Consider the following 17,823-nt stretch of genomic DNA (forward strand, 5'->3'; position numbering starts at 1 on the left):
CGTTTCGTTCATTTTGGCGAACGATAAGGCGAAAGATGACACAGCCCATAGCGGTAATTGCGGAAAGTTTGATTCGGGAACGCACACAGGCCGGGCTTTCACTCGCCGAAGTGGCCCGAAGGGCGGGAATTGCAAAGTCGACGCTGTCGCAGCTGGAGGCGGGCAACGGTAACCCCAGCCTGGAGACGCTGTGGGCGCTGTGTGTGGCACTGAATATTCCCTTTGCCAAACTGCTGGAACCTGAAGGCAACAAAACCCAGATCATCCGGCGTGGCGAAGGGGCGAAAGTGGTGGCCGGAGAAGCGAACTATCAGGCTATTTTGCTGGCCAGCTGCCCACCGGGTGCGCGGCGCGATATCTATCTGTTAATGACCCAGCCGGGTGCTGACCGTCTGTCACAGCCGCATCCTGTTGGATCGGTTGAGCACATTATCGTCACCCAGGGGCGGGCGCTGGTCGGGCTTAAGGATGCCCCGGAAGAGCTAGCGCCAGGCGATTACATCTGCTATCCCGCCGATCGTGAGCATATCTTTAAAGCGCTGGAACCCGACACCCTGGCACTGCTGGTGGCAGAGCAGGGATAAAGGGAGGATGGGGACGGAAAACCGTCCCGTAATCGGGTTTTTATACCGTGTCGCTGAATAGCGGTTGACGGGGAGTTATGATTCTATCGAACCGATTTTTTGTTGAGACTATTCTTATCGTTAGCTAGAATGCGGCCTGAAAAAGTGAAGGTGTATTATTATTTCTACATAAAATGTGTATTTGCTTTTAATAAAGCAATCTGGGATTTAAATCAAAATCGGTCAGGCTGACGTTCAGAATGTTCTGGCCGAAATAAATTATAAAATGGAGTTAAGAATGAAAGGCATCAGTAAACTGGTCTGGGCAGGTCTCGCGCTGAATATCTGCTATCTTGGCGCGGTAGGGTATCTCACTACCCAGGTGGGAGATGATGAGTTAACTATTTTTGCACGCAATGCGATTGCTTTTTTACAGTACTTCTCCATCCCATTTTTAGTTTCTATTTTATTGCAGATCATCAGTTTGCCCCTGTTATTCAAAAGCCCAAAGTGGGGACTGGCGCTGGCTATCATTGGCTCGCTTATTATCCTGCCATTAAGTATGGTTTTCCTCGCCGGTTATATGTTTAGCTATGAAAAGCATTGCAACAAGGGCCTGGAAGTATTTTCGCCAGGTGATAAAAACACACCTTCACAGGCTTTAACATTTAAAACATCGATGTTCTATGTGCAGGGCGGGATTTCCCTTGCTATCGGATTGTTTATTCTGGCCGATGGTGTGAGCGTTGGCGGATTATTAGTCTGTACCGGGATCATTTTTATCTCAAATGCGATGCGTTTAAAGCAACGCGTGATGATTGGGGTGTCAGGCGATAAATTGATCCTGACCCCGGCTCTGTATGCTGAAACCTGTCTGATCCCGCTAACCGATGTCACGTTAATCAAAGAAAATAAAAATGTCTTCAAACTGCATATCCACTCTGCTGGTGTTGACAGGAAATGTAGCTTTAGTAAAAAAATGATCGCCGGAGAGAATGCTCAGGCAGACCTTGCGGAGATTTTGTCAACATTGCCGAAAGCGGACAGCGAGGCTGTGGCGGTGAGTGACAAGCCTGAATAACCTCCAGCCCGGGCGGCGGGAGACGTAAAAGCTTGTTTCTCTGCCATCTAACTGGCATGATTCTGAAGGGTGATTATCGCAATGGTAATTACAACACATTGATTTTACTATTTAAATGACTCGGGGTGCCCTTCTTCGTGAAGGCTGAGAAATACCCGTACCACCTGATCTGGATAATGCCAGCGTAGGGAAGTCAGATGCCCGACCGGCATCGCCTTCTTGATCGCCGGTTGGGAGCATATATGATCCAACCTGAACGCCTGAGCCACGCCGATGTGGCCCATTCCCTGACGCTGTTTCAACAGCAATCTCCCCTGATTCACTGTATGACCAATGATGTGGTGCAAACCTTTACCGCCAACGTGCTGCTGGCGCTGAGGGCTTCCCCGGCGATGGTGATCGATCAGGACGAAGCCGCGCAGTTCAGCGCCATTGCTGATGCCCTGCTGGTAAACGTTGGTACGCTGACCCATTCCCGCAGTGAAGCGATGCGGGCTGCGATCCATGCGGCCAGCGCTGCCGGACGACACTGGACATTAGATCCGGTGGCGGTAGGGGCGCTGGATTTCCGTACCACTTTCTGTCACCAACTCCTGTTACTCAAGCCCGCTGCGATCCGCGGCAATGCTTCGGAAATTATGGCACTGGCAAAACAGGCGGTCAGCGGACGGGGCGTAGACACTCAGCATGCGTCAACGGCGGCATTACAGGCAGCCGTTGCGCTGGCGACGGAAACGGGGGCGGTGGTGGCGGTTACCGGGGAAGTGGATTTTGTCACCGATGGCGTGCGCACCCTCAGCGTCAGCGGCGGTTCCCCGCTGATGACGCGCGTGGTCGGCACTGGCTGTGCGTTGTCCGCCGTGGTCGCCGGATTTGCCGCGCTGCCCGGCGATCGTCTGGTGCATGTCGCCAGCGCCTGCCGTGTGGTGGCGCTGGCGGGAGAGCGTGCAGCGGCAGCGGCGCAGGGGCCGGGCAGCTTCATCCCCGCGTTCCTTGATGCACTGTATCAACTGAACCCGGAGGCACTGGTATGAAACGGATTAACGCCATGACCATTGCCGGAACTGACCCGAGCGGTGGCGCCGGGATCCAGGCCGATCTGAAAGCCTTTTCCGCGCTGGGCGCCTATGGCACCAGCGTGATCACCGCGCTGGTGGCGCAGAACACCACGGGCGTGCAGTCGGTGTATCGCATTGACCCATCGTTCGTGGCTGCGCAACTGGATTCCGTCCTGTCTGATGTGCGTATCGACACGATAAAGATTGGCATGCTGGCAGAAAGCGCCATCGTTGAGGTGGTTGCCGAACGGCTGAAAGAGACCCCGGTGCCCTGGGTGGTACTGGATACGGTGATGCTGGCAAAAAGCGGCGATCCGCTGCTCTCTGCTGAGGCGGTTGCCACCTTACGCGAGCGTCTGTTACCGCAGGTCTCCCTGATTACGCCCAATCTGCCAGAAGCCGCCGCGCTGCTGGCCTGCGATCCGGCACGCGATGAGGCCGAGATGCGTGAACAGGGCAGGGCGCTGCTGGCGCTGGGCTGTCAGGCGGTACTGATGAAGGGCGGCCATCTTAGCGAATCGGAAAGCCCGGACTGGCTGTTTACCCACCAACTTGAACAGCGGTTTACCGCGCCTCGCATTATGACGCGCAATACGCACGGTACGGGCTGTTCGCTGTCGGCGGCGCTGGCGGCACTCCGTCCGCGACACGATGATTGGGTTGCCACCGTACAAGCGGCTAAATACTGGTTGCAGGGGGCGCTTGAGCAGGCAGACTCGCTGGAGGTCGGCCACGGGCATGGCCCGGTGCATCATTTTCATCAGTGGTGGTGACCACGATGGTCCGCGTTTTTTTGTGCGGATCGTTCTGAAAAATGGAGTCAGCAATTTGCCTTAATAACAGTTTTGGGTCCACCCTGTTGGGGTCAGGAAAACTGACCCGCGGGCCATCAAAATGGCCCTCACACATTTTAACAGGAGTTATCATGACGGACATCGTACAGTTATTGGGCAAAGAAGCGGATTCTCTTTTGCAACATCGCTGCATGACTATTCCAGCGGACAACCTCTATCTTCCAGGGGCGGATTATGTGGATCGGGTGATGGTCGATAACAATCGTCCCCCGGCAGTTTTACGCAATATGCAAACACTGTACAACACCGGACGTTTAGCCGGGACAGGTTACCTCTCTATCCTCCCCGTAGACCAGGGCGTCGAGCATTCGGCGGGCGCCTCTTTTGCTGCGAACCCGCTCTACTTCGATCCGAAAAATATTGTGGAGCTGGCGATTGAAGCGGGCTGTAACTGTGTGGCTTCCACGTATGGCGTACTGGCTTCTGTCTCACGGCGTTACGCACACCGCATCCCGTTTATGGTTAAGCTCAACCATAACGAGACGCTGAGCTATCCCACCCAGTATGACCAGACGCTGTATGCCAGCGTTGAGCAGGCGTTTAACCTCGGTGCTGTCGCCGTCGGGGCCACCATCTATTTCGGTTCAGAGCAGTCACGGCGTCAGATTGAAGAGATCTCTGCAGCCTTTGAACGCGCCCATGAACTGGGGATGGTCACCGTACTGTGGGCGTATCTGCGCAATAATGATTTCAAAAAAGACGGGGTGGATTACCATGCCAGCGCTGATTTGACAGGCCAGGCAAACCATCTGGCGGCCACCATTGGTGCGGATATTGTGAAACAGAAAATGGCGGAGAATAACGGCGGTTATAAAGCAGTGAAATTCGGCCATACCGATGAGCGCGTCTACAGCACACTGACTACAGATAACCCTATCGACCTGGTACGTTATCAACTGGCGAACTGCTATATGGGGCGCGCCGGGATGATCAACTCCGGCGGTGCGGCAGCAGGGGATACGGATATTGCTGAATCCGTACGTACGGCGGTGATCAATAAACGTGCAGGCGGCATGGGGCTGATTTTAGGGCGCAAGGCCTTTAAGAAATCGATGAAGGACGGCGTGGCGCTGATTAATTCAGTGCAGGATGTCTACCTCGCGAAAAACGTCACCATCGCCTGATTTATCGTAGGGGTCAGGCATGCCTGACCCTGTATCAACCGTGCCTTGTCCCGCCGGTTTCAGAATGGCTCAAACCACTCGCTGTTCTGCTCGGCAATCGGGGTAATAGAGAAAATCATCTCCTGCAAATGGCGGCGCAGCGCCTGTTCAGCGGCATCGGCATCTTTCGCACACAAGGCCAGGTAAATCTGGTGGTGCTGCTCGATCAGGCTCTCTGGCGGTGACACTTTACTTAACGTCAGAAAACGCACGCGGTCCATGGTGGCTTTAATATTTTCCACCGTCTCCCACGCCAGTTCACAGGCAATACTTTGCGCGATCAATCGGTGAAACTCATCGTCCAGCAAGAGAAACGATTGGCTGTCGTGGCGATCGGCGGCCAGCTTTTGTAATTGCAGATTATGCTCCAGCGCCGCCAGCCCGACAGGTGTGGCTTCTGCAGCTGCACGGCGTACCACTGCAACTTCAACAGCTTCACGTATAAAGCGACCATCGGCAACGCGCTGTGCGGAGATTTTACGCACGAAGGTGCCGCGCTGCGGAAGGACCTGCACCAGGCCCGCTTCTGCCAGTTTGATAAAGGCTTCACGAACCGGCTGACGCGATACGTTAAAGCGCGTGGACACCTCTTTTTCCGACAGCAGTGAGCCGGGATGGATCGCACAGGTGACGATATCCTGACGCAGGAATCGATAAATCTGCTGGTTGACCGGCTCACTGGCGGTGATGGTATAAACTGTCGACATTCGGCAACGTCCCTTTAGCGGCGGGTCAACAGCCTGCCCGCCTATGGCGTGAAAGCCTTCAGTCTAATCAGGCAGGCGCATCAGCGCCAGAGTTAAACGCGGGCAACCAGTTGATGCACCGTTTGTTTCGCTCCCTGGCTCAACAGCAGACGGTAAAAATGGTTAACCTGGTGGACAAACTGCGGGTTACCGGACAAATCCTCACCAAAGACATGTTTCAGACCCAGCAAGGCGGCCACGCGGGGTTCTCCTTCGGCACTTTCCGCGACCCTTTTTGCCAGCTCGGCACTAAGGGGATCGTTGATCACCATCGGCTGACCCTGCTCATCGTAACCGCTGACATAGCGGATCCATCCTGCCACGCCAAGTGCCAGTAAATCGAAATTGCTGTCATGCGCGAGGTGCCAGCGGATGCTGTCCAGCCAGCGCTGGGGCAGTTTCTGGCTGCCATCATTGGCGATCTGCGCGGTGCGGTGCCTGATAGCACGGTTGCTGTAACGCGCAATCAGCGAGTCGGCGTAGGCCGTCAGATCAACGTCCGTTGTGCGTAGCGTCGGAGCCTGCTGTTCGAGCATCAGCTGGCGCGCCGCCTGTTTGAAATGAACATCTGTCATACAGTCGCTGATGTGCTGATACCCGGCGAGGTTACCCAGGTAGGCAAGGAACGAGTGGCTGCCATTCAGCATACGCAGCTTCATCTCTTCAAAGGGCAGCACGTCAGCCACCAGTTCCGCTCCGGCCAGTTCCCACGCCGGGCGGCCGCTGACAAAGTTATCTTCGATAACCCACTGGAAGAACGGCTCACAGGCCACCGCCACCGGATCCTCACAGCCCAGTTTTTCACGCAAGGCGCGGTGGGTTTCATCGGTCATCGCCGGAACAATACGGTCTACCATGGTGGAAGGGAAGGTCAGCGTTTTTGCGATCCAGTCGGCCAGTTCCGGCGCCTGCTGGCGTGCCAGCGCGGTGATTGCGTTGCGGGTGACATGGCCGTTTTCCGGCATATTATCGCAGGACATCACGCTGAAAGGTGCCAGCCCTCGCTCACGGCGTCGACGAATGGCCGCGAGAATAATGCCCGGCAGCGACTGTGGCACATCGGGATGTTCGAGATCATGACGGATCGCCGGATGGTCAAGATTTAATTCACCACTGGCGGGATAGTGGCAGTAGCCTTTTTCCGTGACCGTCATGGAGACAATCGCGACGTCGGGCTGGCTCAGCGCGTCCAGCACCGCCTCAATACCGTCGGACTGGCCGTGCAGGGCGGCAGTCACCACGCCTACTACGCGCAGATTGAGCTGGTCATCGGCCATTTCGGCCACGGTGTAGCAGAGTTGCTGCTGGCGCAGGGCGGTAATCAGTTCGCCGCTGTTAAGATTGATTTCGCAATATCCCCAGTCGCTGCACTGTTCAGCGGCGAGCCGATCGCTACAGACGGCCTGGTGAGCACGATGGAAAGCACCAAAGCCAATATGGACCATGCGGGTCCGTAGCGCGTGACGGTCGTACTGGGGGCGTTCTACATCGGGCGGGAGGGTATCAAGAGACAACATAACGCATCCTTACAGATAAACGGGTGGTGCAAGCCCACCCGCGCTAATCAAATGGACACCGGAGTATCCAGTTTCTTCGGTGGTTTAATCACAAACAGCACCAGGAACGCGCCCAGCGCGGCCACCACGCCCGCCAGCACAAAGGCGCTGTCGAACTTACCGGTGTGCTGCACGATATAGCCGGTGACAATCGGCCCGACAATCCCGGAAAGGCTGCCGATCAGGTGAATAAATCCGCTGATACTGCCGACGCGGCTTTTATGCACCACATCCTGAATAATCGCCCAGTAAATTGCCCCGGTGATGTAGAGGAAGAAGATAGAGACAGACATCAGACCGACGGCCGATGTGACTTCTTTTACCGTACCTGCAAAGCCGACACAAATTGCAGCAGCCATTAACGAGACCACCAGCACGATTTTGCGTGAAAGCAGCAGCTTGCCGGTCACTTTGAAAATTTTGTCCGAAATAATCCCCCCGAGCGCCAGACCGACGAAGCCGACGATCCATGGGATCATGGTGGTAATGCTCATCGCTTTAATATCCAGCCCGTGCGCCTGGACCAGATAGGCCGGGAACCAGCTGAGGAAAAAGAACAAGATGTAGTTGTAGCAGAAGAAAGCGAATGCCGTGACCAGAATAATCGGCTGACGCAGATAGTAGCCTAAGCCGTGCTGTGACTGTGACAGTTCCTCTTCAGGACTGAGCTGCTCGTCTTTCATCTGCGCAATCAGTGCACGTTCACGTTCGCTGATTAATTTGCTTTTCAGTGGATTGTCAGCGGCAATAAAGAACCACACGACCATCCAGATGATGCCAATCGAGCAGATAATGGCGAAGGCCGGACGCCAGCCGAAGGCAAGGGCCAGGTAGCCGATGATCGGCCCGGCGACTGCGCCGCCAAGGGGCGAACCGGCGCTTAGCAAGCCCATCGCCGTGGCGGCCTGTTTTTTCGGGAACCAGCCGTTAATCGCTTTATTCGCCGAGGCACAGATCGGCCCCTCTGCCATGCCGAACAGCACGCGCAGGATTAACATTGACCAGAAACCGGTGGCCAGGGCGGTAAAGCCGCAGAACAGTGACCACATCCCGACGGCAACGCCGAGGGTGATCGTCGGGCCGAACTTATCGGTCGCGAGGCCACCGACAAAGTTGAAGATGGCATAGCCGAAGAAGAAGCTGCCGAAAATCAGGCCAAACTCTTCCGCATTCAGCATCAGATCTTTTTCAATCATTGGCACGGTCAGGGACAGCGCCACCCGGTCAAGGTAGTTAATCATGTAAACAAGGAACAGCAGTAATACGATGGTCCAGCGCAGGTTCTTAAACATGGTAATAACTCCGCGTTCTATTTGTCATTGTAGGGTAGAGGTGATGGCCGGGCGTCACCCCGGCTTTAGGGTTAATGCATGCTGATGATCACCTTGCAGCAGCTGCGCGGGTCCTTCTCGAACAGTGTCATGGCCTGTTCAATCTGGCTCAGGGGCAAGGTATGGGTCACCAGTTTTTCTGGCTGAATCAGCCCCTGCTCCATCCACGCGATAACCTGGGGGAAGCGGTGACTGTTCAGCCGTGATGTAAACAACGACAGCTCTTTGCTGGTCAGGCTTTGCTGCGTCAGGGTGCAGGGGTCGCCAGAGAAGCCCAGCAGGCCAATGCGCCCGGCCGGAGAGGCCAGTGCGGCGGCTTCGGACAGAATTGTCGGATGGCAGGCCGCATCAATAATCAGCGTGGGCTGTACGCCGTTAAGCTGTTCTGCCAGCGGCGTGGTGCTGTTGTTCAGTGCCTGGTCCGCACCATTTTCCCGTGCCATCGTCAGGCGCTCTTCCAGACGGTCAGCAACAATCACCGTCTTGACCTTGTAGACGCGTTTCAGCACCTGAATCGCGGTCAGCCCCATTGGCCCGGCGCCGTAAATCAGTGCCACATCATCGGGAACCGGCTTGAGGAACGCGCTGATATTGGCCGCAATGGTAAACGGCTCGACCAGGCTGGCCAGCGTGTCCGGTATCGCCTCCGGCAGCACATAAGCATTCGCCGCTGGCGCAATCGCATACTCACTGAAACCGCCATCGCGATGCACGCCGATGACCTGCAATTCGCTACAGACATTCGGTCGACCGATTGAGCAGGGATAGCAGTGGCCACAGCTGACAACCGGATCGACCGCCACGCGCTCACCGACGCGCGCACTGTCCACACCGCTGCCAGTGGCATCAATCAGACCGAAAAACTCATGACCGATCACACGCGGATAGCGAGCGAACGGGTTGTGGCCGTGCCAGATATGCACATCCGACCCACAGATACTGGCGTACTTCACTTTAACCCGTACTTCACCGGCAGCCGGTTCCGGCAGGGGACGATCCTGCAACTGCAACTCGCCCGGACGTTCAATCACCACGCTTTTCATGTTGTGCTCCTTACCAGTTCCACAAGGTGCCGTCTTCCAGGCGGGCCACAGGCAGATAGGCGGGTTCATAGGGGTATTTCGCGGCCAGTTTTTCGTCGAACTCAATACCCAGTCCTGGTTTATCGCCCGGATGCATATAACCGTTATCGAAGCGCCAGCTGTTCGGGAAGACTTCCAGCATTTGCTCGGAGTAGCCCATGTATTCCTGCACGCCGAAGTTCGGCACCCACAGGTCAAAGTGCAGCGCTGCCGCCATGCAAATCGGTGACAGATCGGACGGCCCGTGCGATCCGGTTCGTACCTGATACAGCGAGGCGAAATCTGCGATGCGGCGCATACCGGTAATGCCACCTGCGTGGGTGATGGTGGTGCGGATATAATCGATAAGCTGCTCTTCGATCAGCTGTTTGCAGTCCCAGATACTGTTGAACACTTCGCCCACGGCAATCGGCGTTACGGTGTGCTGACGGATCAGGCGGAAGCTTTCCTGATTTTCAGCCGGTGTTGGGTCTTCCATCCAGAACAGGCGATAGTCTTCGATGCTTTTGCCGAAGCGGGCCGCTTCGATAGGGGTCAGGCGGTGGTGCATGTCGTGCAGCAGGTGCTCATCAAAGCCGAATTTATCGCGAATGGCCTCAAACAGTTTCGGGGTGAAATCGAGGTACTTCTCGGTTGACCACAGCTGCTCTTCCGGGCGTGCGCCTTTGGTCGCGGGTTCGTAAGCTTCACCTTTGCCTTTAGCCATTCCGTAGGTGGTTTTCATTCCCGGTACGCCGCACTGAGCGCGAATGGCTTTGAAGCCCAGCTCTTTATGCTTCGCATAGTCGTCCATCACTTCGTCAATGCTGTGCCCGGTGGTGTGACAGTAGACCATCACGCCCGTGCGCGAAGCGCCACCCAGCAGTTGATAGACCGGCATATTGGCCGCTTTGCCTTTAATGTCCCATAGCGCCTGGTCTACGGCGGAGATGGCCGACATGGTAACCGGGCCACGACGCCAGTAGGCACCCTTGTAGAAGAACTGCCAGATATCTTCGATCTGATGGGCATCGCGGCCAATCAGCTGCGGGCAAACGTGATCTTTCAGGTAAGACGCCACCGGCAGCTCGCGGCCGTTCAGCGTGGCATCACCAATACCGGTCAGTCCCTGGTCGGTGGTGATTTTTACGGTGACAAAGTTTCTGCCCGGGCAGGTGACAAACACTTCTGCGTTAACAATTTTCATTCTGAACCGCCTTGTACGTCAACAATGGTGAAAAAATACGCTTATAACGTACTACCATACAAGTTATGCGTGTGGGATTCGCGAGAGGGATCACATTTCGTCGGTGGAGCAGGAGGGGGGAAAAAGCGCCCAGGGGCGCTTTTAGTGAGTGTGGTATTAACGCACAGGCGACGATTCAGCCTGAGTGGTGGCCTGTTTTCTCTCAACAGCTTTTATCGCATCTACCGCCTCTCCGACTTCGCGCATTCTCTGACCCAGTTTATCCACTGCTTTTTGTAGAGCGATTTGCTGTTCTTGTTCATAGATAGCATCGCGGCGTTCGTATGACATATCCCCTCCTGTTGGGTTGAAAACCTGACTCAAGTGTATTTCCTGATACAAAATGCTTTTTGACGATACGCTGATATATTTTGCATAGCTTGTCATTAACAGCAAGAAAGAGATACATACCAGCATGGTACTGAATATAGTGTTCAATAAGTGCTCTTTCGACATGGCGGATAACATGTATAGACGAAATATTTCCACGCGGAGGATGAAAGCATGTTGAGTTTTTTACGCGATTATCACGAGTATCAAAAGAAACTTCATAAGCGCCATTGTGGCTCAAGGTAAAGCCTGCTTGTAAGTGGATACCTGAATCACTTTGTTGAGTAATCTGCTGAATAACCAACTCATATTCTACATCTTTTGATGTAAAATCATTAAAGTAGGTAACTCTGTTGGTGTAAAGATAGAATGGCCTGAATTCCATTTCCGTCATCTCCTTATTTATCCGCAACAAAAATAAAGACATCTGTTATTACAGGGGATAATAACGATAACGTTTAATGGTTTCCTCTAATCAGGTCTGCTTATTCATTATTCTGGAGCTGCGCCGCAAAAATTCACCCTGACGTTAATAACGACAGGGTGAGCAGAACATTGCGCAGAGAATATTACATCAGTAATTCACAGGAGGGTGGCAGGCGGCATTCCAGTGCATCCGGCATCACCTCAATGCGAAATTCTGTCCCGCTCAGGGGTTCGCCATCGAGATTAAAGGTCATCTCATTCGGCGCACGAATGGTCAGCCATGGCAGTGAGGCGGTGATCAGATTAGGATTTTCTTCGTTACTGGTTAACTTATGCACCAGCGTGGGCAACAGCTCCTGCGAGGTGGCGATACTCAACTCCAGTTTGCCATCGTTAATCAGCGCCGTTGGGCACAGACGCTGACCGCCACCCGCCTGACGACCATTCCCAATACCAATCACCAGCGCATCGCCCTGCCAGTGAAAATCCGGGCCTTCCAGCGTACAACTGTCGGCTTTCAGGGTATCCATGCGCATCAGCCCATGAATAAAGTAGGACACGCCCCCCAGGGCAGATTTCAGTTTTTCCGGGGTTTCGGTGGTAATCCGCGTTCCGAACCCGCCAGTGGCCATATTGATGAAGTAGTGATCATCATTCACCCGCGCGAGGTCAATGGCCGTGGCTTTCCCGAGAATCGCCAGGCGCAGTGCGTTTTCCATCTCCAGCGGGATACCTGCGCTGGTGGCAAAGTCATTGGCGGTGCCCAGCGGCACCAGGCCCAGCACCGGACGGCGCTCAGGCGATAATCCGGCGAGCGCAGTCGCCACTTCGTTAATGGTGCCATCGCCGCCAGCGGCAATGACGGTTTCAGCCTGCAATGCTACCGCTTCGCGCACGTAGCGCTCGCCGTCACCGTGCTCCCAGGTCACCCGCACTTCCAGCGGGAATCCCTCATTGCGCAGTGTCGCTATGGCCTCACGCAGCGCTTCATTGCCTGCGCTTTTACCATTTAAGATTGCCAGCGTAAGTGAATGTTTTTCCATTTTTAATCCCTGAAGGCATTTGCGGTTTGCATCAACATATAGCATACCCTGCCACAGAGGGTTACCTCAGGTCGAAAAAGCGCGGAGTTTTCTGAAAAAAACGCGGGGGCTGAAAAAAGAAATGGCCCGCACGGGGGAGCCGTGTGGGCCGAATAAGGTGGTTCTGGACACCAGGGTCCAGATAACATGCTATTTGGATTTGTTCGTTAGGAGCGGGAGCATCATAACGATGATTGCCATGCGGTAATGTGATCGCATTCTAAGATCAGTAACATCATGTAACTTCTTTCGCAGTTTCCACCGCATGAGGATTGCGGGTGGTGGTGCCTGCGAGATTACGCATCAGCAGGGCATACTGAAGATCCATTTCCTCCGGCAGCGGCAGCCACACCAGATGGCCGTTGCCCGGTGCCACATCAATCGGCTGTGCTTTTCCATTTTCCATCTGCGTCAGGGTGAAGTTGATATTTCCCGCCGGGGACATCAGTTCCAGACTGTCGCCCACGCTAAATTTGTTCTTCACATCCACTTGCGCCAGGGCGCCACGGCGCTCACCTGTAAATTCACCGACAAACTGCTGACGGTCTGAGACCGAGTAGCCAGCATCATAGCTCTGATAGCTGTCATGCGTATGGCGGCGCAGGAAGCCTTCGGTATAACCGCGATGTGCCAGCCCTTCCAGGGTTTCCAGCAGGGCAGGGTCAAAGGGCTTCCCGGCGGCAGCATCGTCAATAGCGCGCCGATATACCTGAGCGGTGCGTGCGCAGTAATAAAAGGATTTGGTGCGTCCTTCGATTTTCAGCGAGTGGATGCCCATCTGCGTCAGACGCTCAACGTGCGCCACGGCGCGCAGATCTTTCGAATTCATAATGTAGGTGCCGTGTTCATCTTCGAAGGCGGTCATATACTCACCCGGGCGCATGGCCTCTTCGATCATAAACACTTTATCCGTTGGCTGCCCGGCGCCCAGCGTGGGCTCGACATTCTGTACGGTAATCGGCGCCTGGCGATGCACGATATTGCCAATCGCATCCTCTTTGCCTTCCTGGACGTTATATTCCCAGCGGCAGGCATTGGTGCAGGTGCCCTGATTCGGGTCGCGTTTGTTGATGTAGCCGGAAAGCAGGCAGCGGCCGGAGTAGGCCATGCAGAGTGCGCCGTGGACGAAAATTTCCAGCTCCATCTCTGGCACCTGCTGACGAATCTCACCGATCTCTTCCAGAGACAGCTCGCGTGACAGAATCACCCTTGTCAGCCCCATCTGTTGCCAGAATTTCACCGTCGCCCAGTTGACGGCGTTCGCCTGCACTGACAGATGAATATCCATCTGTGGAAACGCTTCGCGCACCAGCATGATCAGCCCGGGATCGGACATGATCAGCGCATCTGGCTGCATATCAATCACCGGTTTCAGGTCACGAATAAAGGTTTTCAGCTTGGCGTTATGCGGGGCAATATTCACCACCACGTAGAATTTTTTGCCAAGCGCATGGGCTTCATTAATGCCCGTGGCCAGATTCTCATGGTTGAATTCGTTATTGCGCACGCGCAGGCTGTAACGAGGCTGACCGGCATACACGGCATCTGCGCCATACGCAAAAGCGTAACGCATATTTTTCAGTGTCCCGGCCGGAGAAAGCAGTTCCGGTTTTTTCATAATGTCTCAGTCTGATGTCAGGTCAGATATTGCGATGATGATATTTAGGTGCGGCGCGGGTCAGGCATGCCTGGCCCCTGGGGAGGAGCGAGACGGTCAAACCCGGAGATCAACGTAGGGGCGCGGCATGCCTCGCCCGGTGTTTTGCCCGGCGGGGATTGTAAGGCGGTGATTGTTTGGGGAAATTGATCTACATCAAACGACAGATATCTGCTTCCCAGCGATATCCCATGCCATAGACTGCACGGATAAATGGCTGGTCGGCATCCAGCAATTCCAGTTTGCGGCGCAGGTTCTTAATATGGCTGTCGATAGTACGGTCAGTGACCACGCGATAGTCGTCATAGAGATGATTCAGCAACTGCTCGCGTGAGAACACTTTGCCCGGCTCCTGAGCCAGGGTTTTCAACAGACGGAACTCCGCGGGCGTCAGATCGAGGGGTTTATCGTCCCAGCTTGCCTGGAAACGGTTTTCATCCACCTTCAGCAGCGACACCTGACGGGCTTCTTCCGGGGTGCGCTGACAGCGTTTAAGAATGGTTTTGACACGCGCCACCACTTCACGCGGGCTGAAAGGCTTACAGATGTAGTCATCGGCGCCAATTTCCAGACCGAGCAGGCGGTCAATCTCTTCAATCTTTGCCGTCACCATCACCACGGGCAGGTCGGAGAAACCGCGCAGTTCGCGGCACACCGATAAACCGTCCAGCCCCGGCAGCATCAGATCCAGCAGTACCAGGTCCGGTGAATGCTGTTTTACCCATCCCAGCACTTCATCACCGCGCAGCAGATGATGAGTACGAAAGTTAGCGGCCTGCAGGTAATCGATCATCAGTTGGCCGAGTTTGGGTTCGTCTTCAACGATTAAAATCAGCGGAGCGGGCGTGTCGAGCGTCATAGTATGGTCGCCATGGTCAGTGAGTCTTATACGGCAAGTGTACCGTAATTCGCACGCCACCGGCATCGGAGTGCTCCGCAACAATGGTGCCGTCATGCGCTTCGACAATATTATGGCAGATAGCCAGCCCCAATCCTGAGCCCCCGCTGGCCCGGTTACGTGAACCTTCAGCACGGAAGAAACGCTCAAAAATCTGCGTCCGCTGTTCATCGCTGATACCGGGGGCGCTGTCATCGAAGTGCAGCACATTGGCATTGGCACGTTGTTGCAGCGTGATATGCAGGCTGCCGCCGGGATCGGTATAGCGCAGGCTGTTTTCCATCAGGTTGGTGAACAGTTGCATCAGACGGTCCGGGTCACCAAACTGAGGTGCCTGGTCGGGTAACGTCAGCGTCAGGTTCAGCGGATGCTGTTCAAAACGATGGCGGAAATTGCCGGAGACCAGTTCGAGCAGCGGGACGAGGTCGGTCTGGCTTTTGCGATAGGCCAGTGCCCCTTCATCCGACAGTGATAACTGATGAACATCGTCCACCAGCTTGGTCAGCGTGGCGACTTCGCCCTGTAAGGACACAATCGATTCCGGGGTCAGTTTCCGCACCCCGTCCTGAATCGCTTCCAGTTCACCGCGCAGGATCGCCAGCGGCGTGCGCAGCTCGTGGGAGATATCGGCCATAAACGCCCGGCGCATTTTTTCGTTTTTTTCCAGCGTGTTGGCGAGGCGGTTAAAGTCCTGCGCCAGCCTGCCCAGCTCATCGCGGCTGGAGGCCTGCACCCGGCTGGTAAAATTCCCTGTCGCGAGGTGATGGGTGCCTTCCACCAGACGTTTTACCGGCGCCAGCAGCCCGCGTGACAGCAGCCAGGTAACGGCTGCGGCCAGCAGCATCGTCAGGCCGACGATCATCCAGCTGGTACGATTCTGCTGCCGATCGAAATTAATGTCGGCGCTGCGCGTCAGGCGTTCAGAGGGGGAGCCAATCACCCAGCCGACCACTTTGCCATTGCTGGTGGTAATACTGCGGCGGGAGCCTTCCTGCGGTACCGGTGCGCGTGGGCCAATCATCACATGATACTGCTGGTCGATAATCCAGAACTGTGTACGCCAGCCGTGAGGCGGAAGCTGATTGTTGGCATCCGGGTTCTGCTCCAGCGAGCGCAGAATATTGAACACCAGCTTGTTGTTATTACGCAGGAAATCCCAGTTTCCATGCTGCTCATACTGGTCTGCCAGCGCATCGCTGAGCAGCGTGAGCCGCTGCTCATTGCCACGTTTGATATAATCGATAAAACCGTGTTCGAAGCTCAGACGAACGCCCCAGTGCATGGTGATCAACACCAGCATGCAGGTGGAGAAGATCGCCGCGAAAAGCTTGGCAGTGATGCCGATACGTAATTTTGCCAGCATTAAGGCTTTCTCCTGCGCGCCGGAAGCGTATTAGGGGACGTCTCTTTGGGGACACGCCAGAAAACAAAGACCGGCAGGGCAATGATCAGTGCCATACACAGCCAGGTATAGATAAACGTCTCTGCGATTTGCGGGCTGCCGCTCGCGGCCTCGTGGCCGAAGGTGCCCAACAGCAGCCCGGCCACGGTCACGCCGATACTCATCGACAGCTGCATCACCATCGACAGCAGGCTGTTACCGCTGCTGGCAAGCTCGTCAGGCAGCTCTTTCAGCGTCAGTGTATTCATGGCAGAGAAGCGAATGGCGTTGACCATCCCTTGTAAAAACAGCACCACGGGCAGCAGGGCATGCCAGCCCATCAGCGCCACGGCAGGGAACAAGAGCACCACCAGCGCCAGTGCCAGTGTCGACCCCATCAACACATGGCGGTAGCCAAAGCGGTTAACGATCTGCACCACAATGCGCTTCATTCCCATATTGCCCAGCACCATCGGGATCATCATTAATCCCGCGTGCAGCGGGCTGTAACCCATGCCGATTTGCAGAAAAATGGGCGTCATAAACGGCAGCATGCCACTGCCGATACGTCCGGTCAGGCTGCCAATCAGGCCAATAGAATAGATGCGATTGTCGAACAGTTTCAGGCTGAACAGTGCGCCATCGTTGTGACGGGCATGCAGCAGATAAAACAGCAGGCTGAAGACGCCGCAGAGGATCAGCAGACACAGCAGCAGGGGGGAGAGACCGGAGCCGCGCTGGCCGTCCAGCGCCAGCGTGAGCGTGGCCATACCGGCTGCCAGCAGCAGATAGCCGGTAAAATCGAAGCGTCGGGTTTGCAGGGTAAAGTTTGACATCAATGTCAGCGTGGCAATCGCCCCGATAATCCCCACCGGGATGTTGATCAGGAAAATCCAGTGCCAGCTGGCGTACTCCACCAGCACACCGCCCAACGCCGGGCCGAGCAGCGGGCCAATTTGTCCCGGCAGGGTGACGAAGGTCATTGCGGCCATATAGTCGGCACGCGGCACCAGCTTCATCACCGTTAAGCGGCCCACCGGTACCATCATTGCCCCTCCGATGCCCTGTAACACGCGTGAGAGAATCAGCTGGTCCAGCGTGGTGGAGAGCGCACAGCAGAGCGAGCCCGCACTGAACAGCACAATGGCGCTGAAGAACACATTTCGCACCCCGAAGCGGTCTGCCAGCCAGCCGCTGATCGGCAGCATCACCGCCACCGTCAGCACGTAGGAGACAATCACCGAATGCATATTCAGCGGGCTTTGATGCAGGCTGGCCGCCATCGAGGGCAGCGCCGTATTGACGATGGTGGTATCCAGCGTCTGCATAAAGAAGCCGAAGGCCACTATCCACAATTGCCAGCGTACGGAGGCAGGAGGTGCGTTCATGG

17 protein-coding genes and 1 riboswitch are annotated in these 17,823 nt (G+C 55.4%); of the genes, 5 read left to right on the forward strand and 12 right to left on the reverse strand.

The features are described from left to right. Positions 1-35: 35 nt before the first annotated feature. The 5 genes from HHI26_RS11595 (at position 36) to fbaB (ending at position 4,680) form a co-directional block, all read left to right on the forward strand. Positions 36-584 carry an XRE family transcriptional regulator gene (locus HHI26_RS11595; RefSeq protein ID WP_133841498.1) on the forward strand — a complete coding sequence of 183 codons (549 nt, stop codon included), beginning with the start codon at positions 36-38 and terminating at the stop codon, positions 582-584. 277 nt (positions 585-861) lie between these two features. Beyond that, a complete protein-coding gene (locus tag HHI26_RS11600; protein ID WP_171149120.1) occupies positions 862-1,644 on the forward strand; it encodes a hypothetical protein in 783 nt (260 codons plus the stop codon). 111 nt (positions 1,645-1,755) lie between these two features. Beyond that, a riboswitch (TPP riboswitch) is annotated at positions 1,756-1,852 on the forward strand. Positions 1,853-1,886: 34 nt separating this feature from the next. Further along, positions 1,887-2,678 (forward strand): hydroxyethylthiazole kinase, encoded by a 792-nt coding sequence (gene thiM, locus HHI26_RS11605; RefSeq protein ID WP_171149121.1) that lies wholly within the window; start codon positions 1,887-1,889, stop codon positions 2,676-2,678. Continuing rightward, complete coding sequence (gene thiD / locus HHI26_RS11610) at positions 2,675-3,475, forward strand: bifunctional hydroxymethylpyrimidine kinase/phosphomethylpyrimidine kinase (protein ID WP_133841501.1); 801 nt, start codon at positions 2,675-2,677, stop codon at positions 3,473-3,475. The genes thiM and thiD overlap by 4 nt, the downstream gene beginning before the upstream one ends. A 152-nt stretch (positions 3,476-3,627) precedes the next feature. Further along, positions 3,628-4,680 carry a class I fructose-bisphosphate aldolase gene (fbaB, locus tag HHI26_RS11615; RefSeq protein ID WP_133841502.1) on the forward strand — a complete coding sequence of 351 codons (1,053 nt, stop codon included), beginning with the start codon at positions 3,628-3,630 and terminating at the stop codon, positions 4,678-4,680. A gap of 59 nt (positions 4,681-4,739) precedes the next feature. On the opposite strand, the gene HHI26_RS11620 is transcribed toward fbaB, so the two are convergent. The 12 genes from HHI26_RS11620 to mdtD form a co-directional block, all read right to left on the reverse strand. Next, positions 4,740-5,426: a GntR family transcriptional regulator gene (locus tag HHI26_RS11620; RefSeq protein ID WP_133841503.1), complete on the reverse strand. Its 687-nt coding sequence runs from the start codon at positions 5,424-5,426 to the stop codon at positions 4,740-4,742. 92 nt (positions 5,427-5,518) lie between these two features. Continuing rightward, entirely contained in the window at positions 5,519-6,982 is a 1,464-nt protein-coding gene (locus tag HHI26_RS11625) for a mannitol dehydrogenase family protein (RefSeq protein WP_171149122.1), read from the reverse strand. 47 nt (positions 6,983-7,029) lie between these two features. Then, positions 7,030-8,313, reverse strand: a complete 1,284-nt coding sequence (locus HHI26_RS11630; RefSeq protein ID WP_133841505.1) for an MFS transporter — start codon at positions 8,311-8,313, stop codon at positions 7,030-7,032. A gap of 71 nt (positions 8,314-8,384) precedes the next feature. Further along, complete coding sequence (locus tag HHI26_RS11635; RefSeq protein WP_171149123.1) at positions 8,385-9,395, reverse strand: Zn-dependent oxidoreductase; 1,011 nt, start codon at positions 9,393-9,395, stop codon at positions 8,385-8,387. A 10-nt stretch (positions 9,396-9,405) separates the two neighbouring features. Continuing rightward, complete coding sequence (gene manD / locus HHI26_RS11640) at positions 9,406-10,620, reverse strand: D-mannonate dehydratase ManD (protein WP_133841507.1); 1,215 nt, start codon at positions 10,618-10,620, stop codon at positions 9,406-9,408. Positions 10,621-10,776: 156 nt separating this feature from the next. Continuing rightward, positions 10,777-10,950 carry a hypothetical protein gene (locus HHI26_RS11645; protein WP_159336322.1) on the reverse strand — a complete coding sequence of 58 codons (174 nt, stop codon included), beginning with the start codon at positions 10,948-10,950 and terminating at the stop codon, positions 10,777-10,779. Beyond that, the gene (locus HHI26_RS11650) at positions 10,919-11,374 is read right to left on the reverse strand and encodes a hypothetical protein (RefSeq protein ID WP_167863631.1); all 456 of its coding nucleotides are present in this window, start codon (positions 11,372-11,374) and stop codon (positions 10,919-10,921) included. The genes HHI26_RS11645 and HHI26_RS11650 overlap by 32 nt, the downstream gene beginning before the upstream one ends. A gap of 184 nt (positions 11,375-11,558) precedes the next feature. Further along, positions 11,559-12,458 carry a lipid kinase YegS gene (gene yegS / locus HHI26_RS11655; protein ID WP_133841509.1) on the reverse strand — a complete coding sequence of 300 codons (900 nt, stop codon included), beginning with the start codon at positions 12,456-12,458 and terminating at the stop codon, positions 11,559-11,561. A 274-nt stretch (positions 12,459-12,732) separates the two neighbouring features. Beyond that, a complete protein-coding gene (yegQ, locus tag HHI26_RS11660; RefSeq protein WP_167863632.1) occupies positions 12,733-14,115 on the reverse strand; it encodes a tRNA 5-hydroxyuridine modification protein YegQ in 1,383 nt (460 codons plus the stop codon). Positions 14,116-14,305: 190 nt separating this feature from the next. After that, the gene (gene baeR, locus HHI26_RS11665; RefSeq protein WP_159336325.1) at positions 14,306-15,013 is read right to left on the reverse strand and encodes a two-component system response regulator BaeR; all 708 of its coding nucleotides are present in this window, start codon (positions 15,011-15,013) and stop codon (positions 14,306-14,308) included. 16 nt (positions 15,014-15,029) lie between these two features. Further along, the gene (gene baeS / locus HHI26_RS11670; protein ID WP_133841512.1) at positions 15,030-16,415 is read right to left on the reverse strand and encodes a two-component system sensor histidine kinase BaeS; all 1,386 of its coding nucleotides are present in this window, start codon (positions 16,413-16,415) and stop codon (positions 15,030-15,032) included. Then, complete coding sequence (gene mdtD, locus HHI26_RS11675; RefSeq protein ID WP_133841513.1) at positions 16,415-17,821, reverse strand: multidrug transporter subunit MdtD; 1,407 nt, start codon at positions 17,819-17,821, stop codon at positions 16,415-16,417. Before mdtD ends, baeS begins: the two co-directional genes overlap by 1 nt. Positions 17,822-17,823: the final 2 nt, after the last annotated feature.

The organism is Erwinia sp. JH02, assembly GCF_013074405.1.
Taxonomy (GTDB): domain Bacteria; phylum Pseudomonadota; class Gammaproteobacteria; order Enterobacterales; family Enterobacteriaceae; genus Erwinia; species Erwinia rhapontici.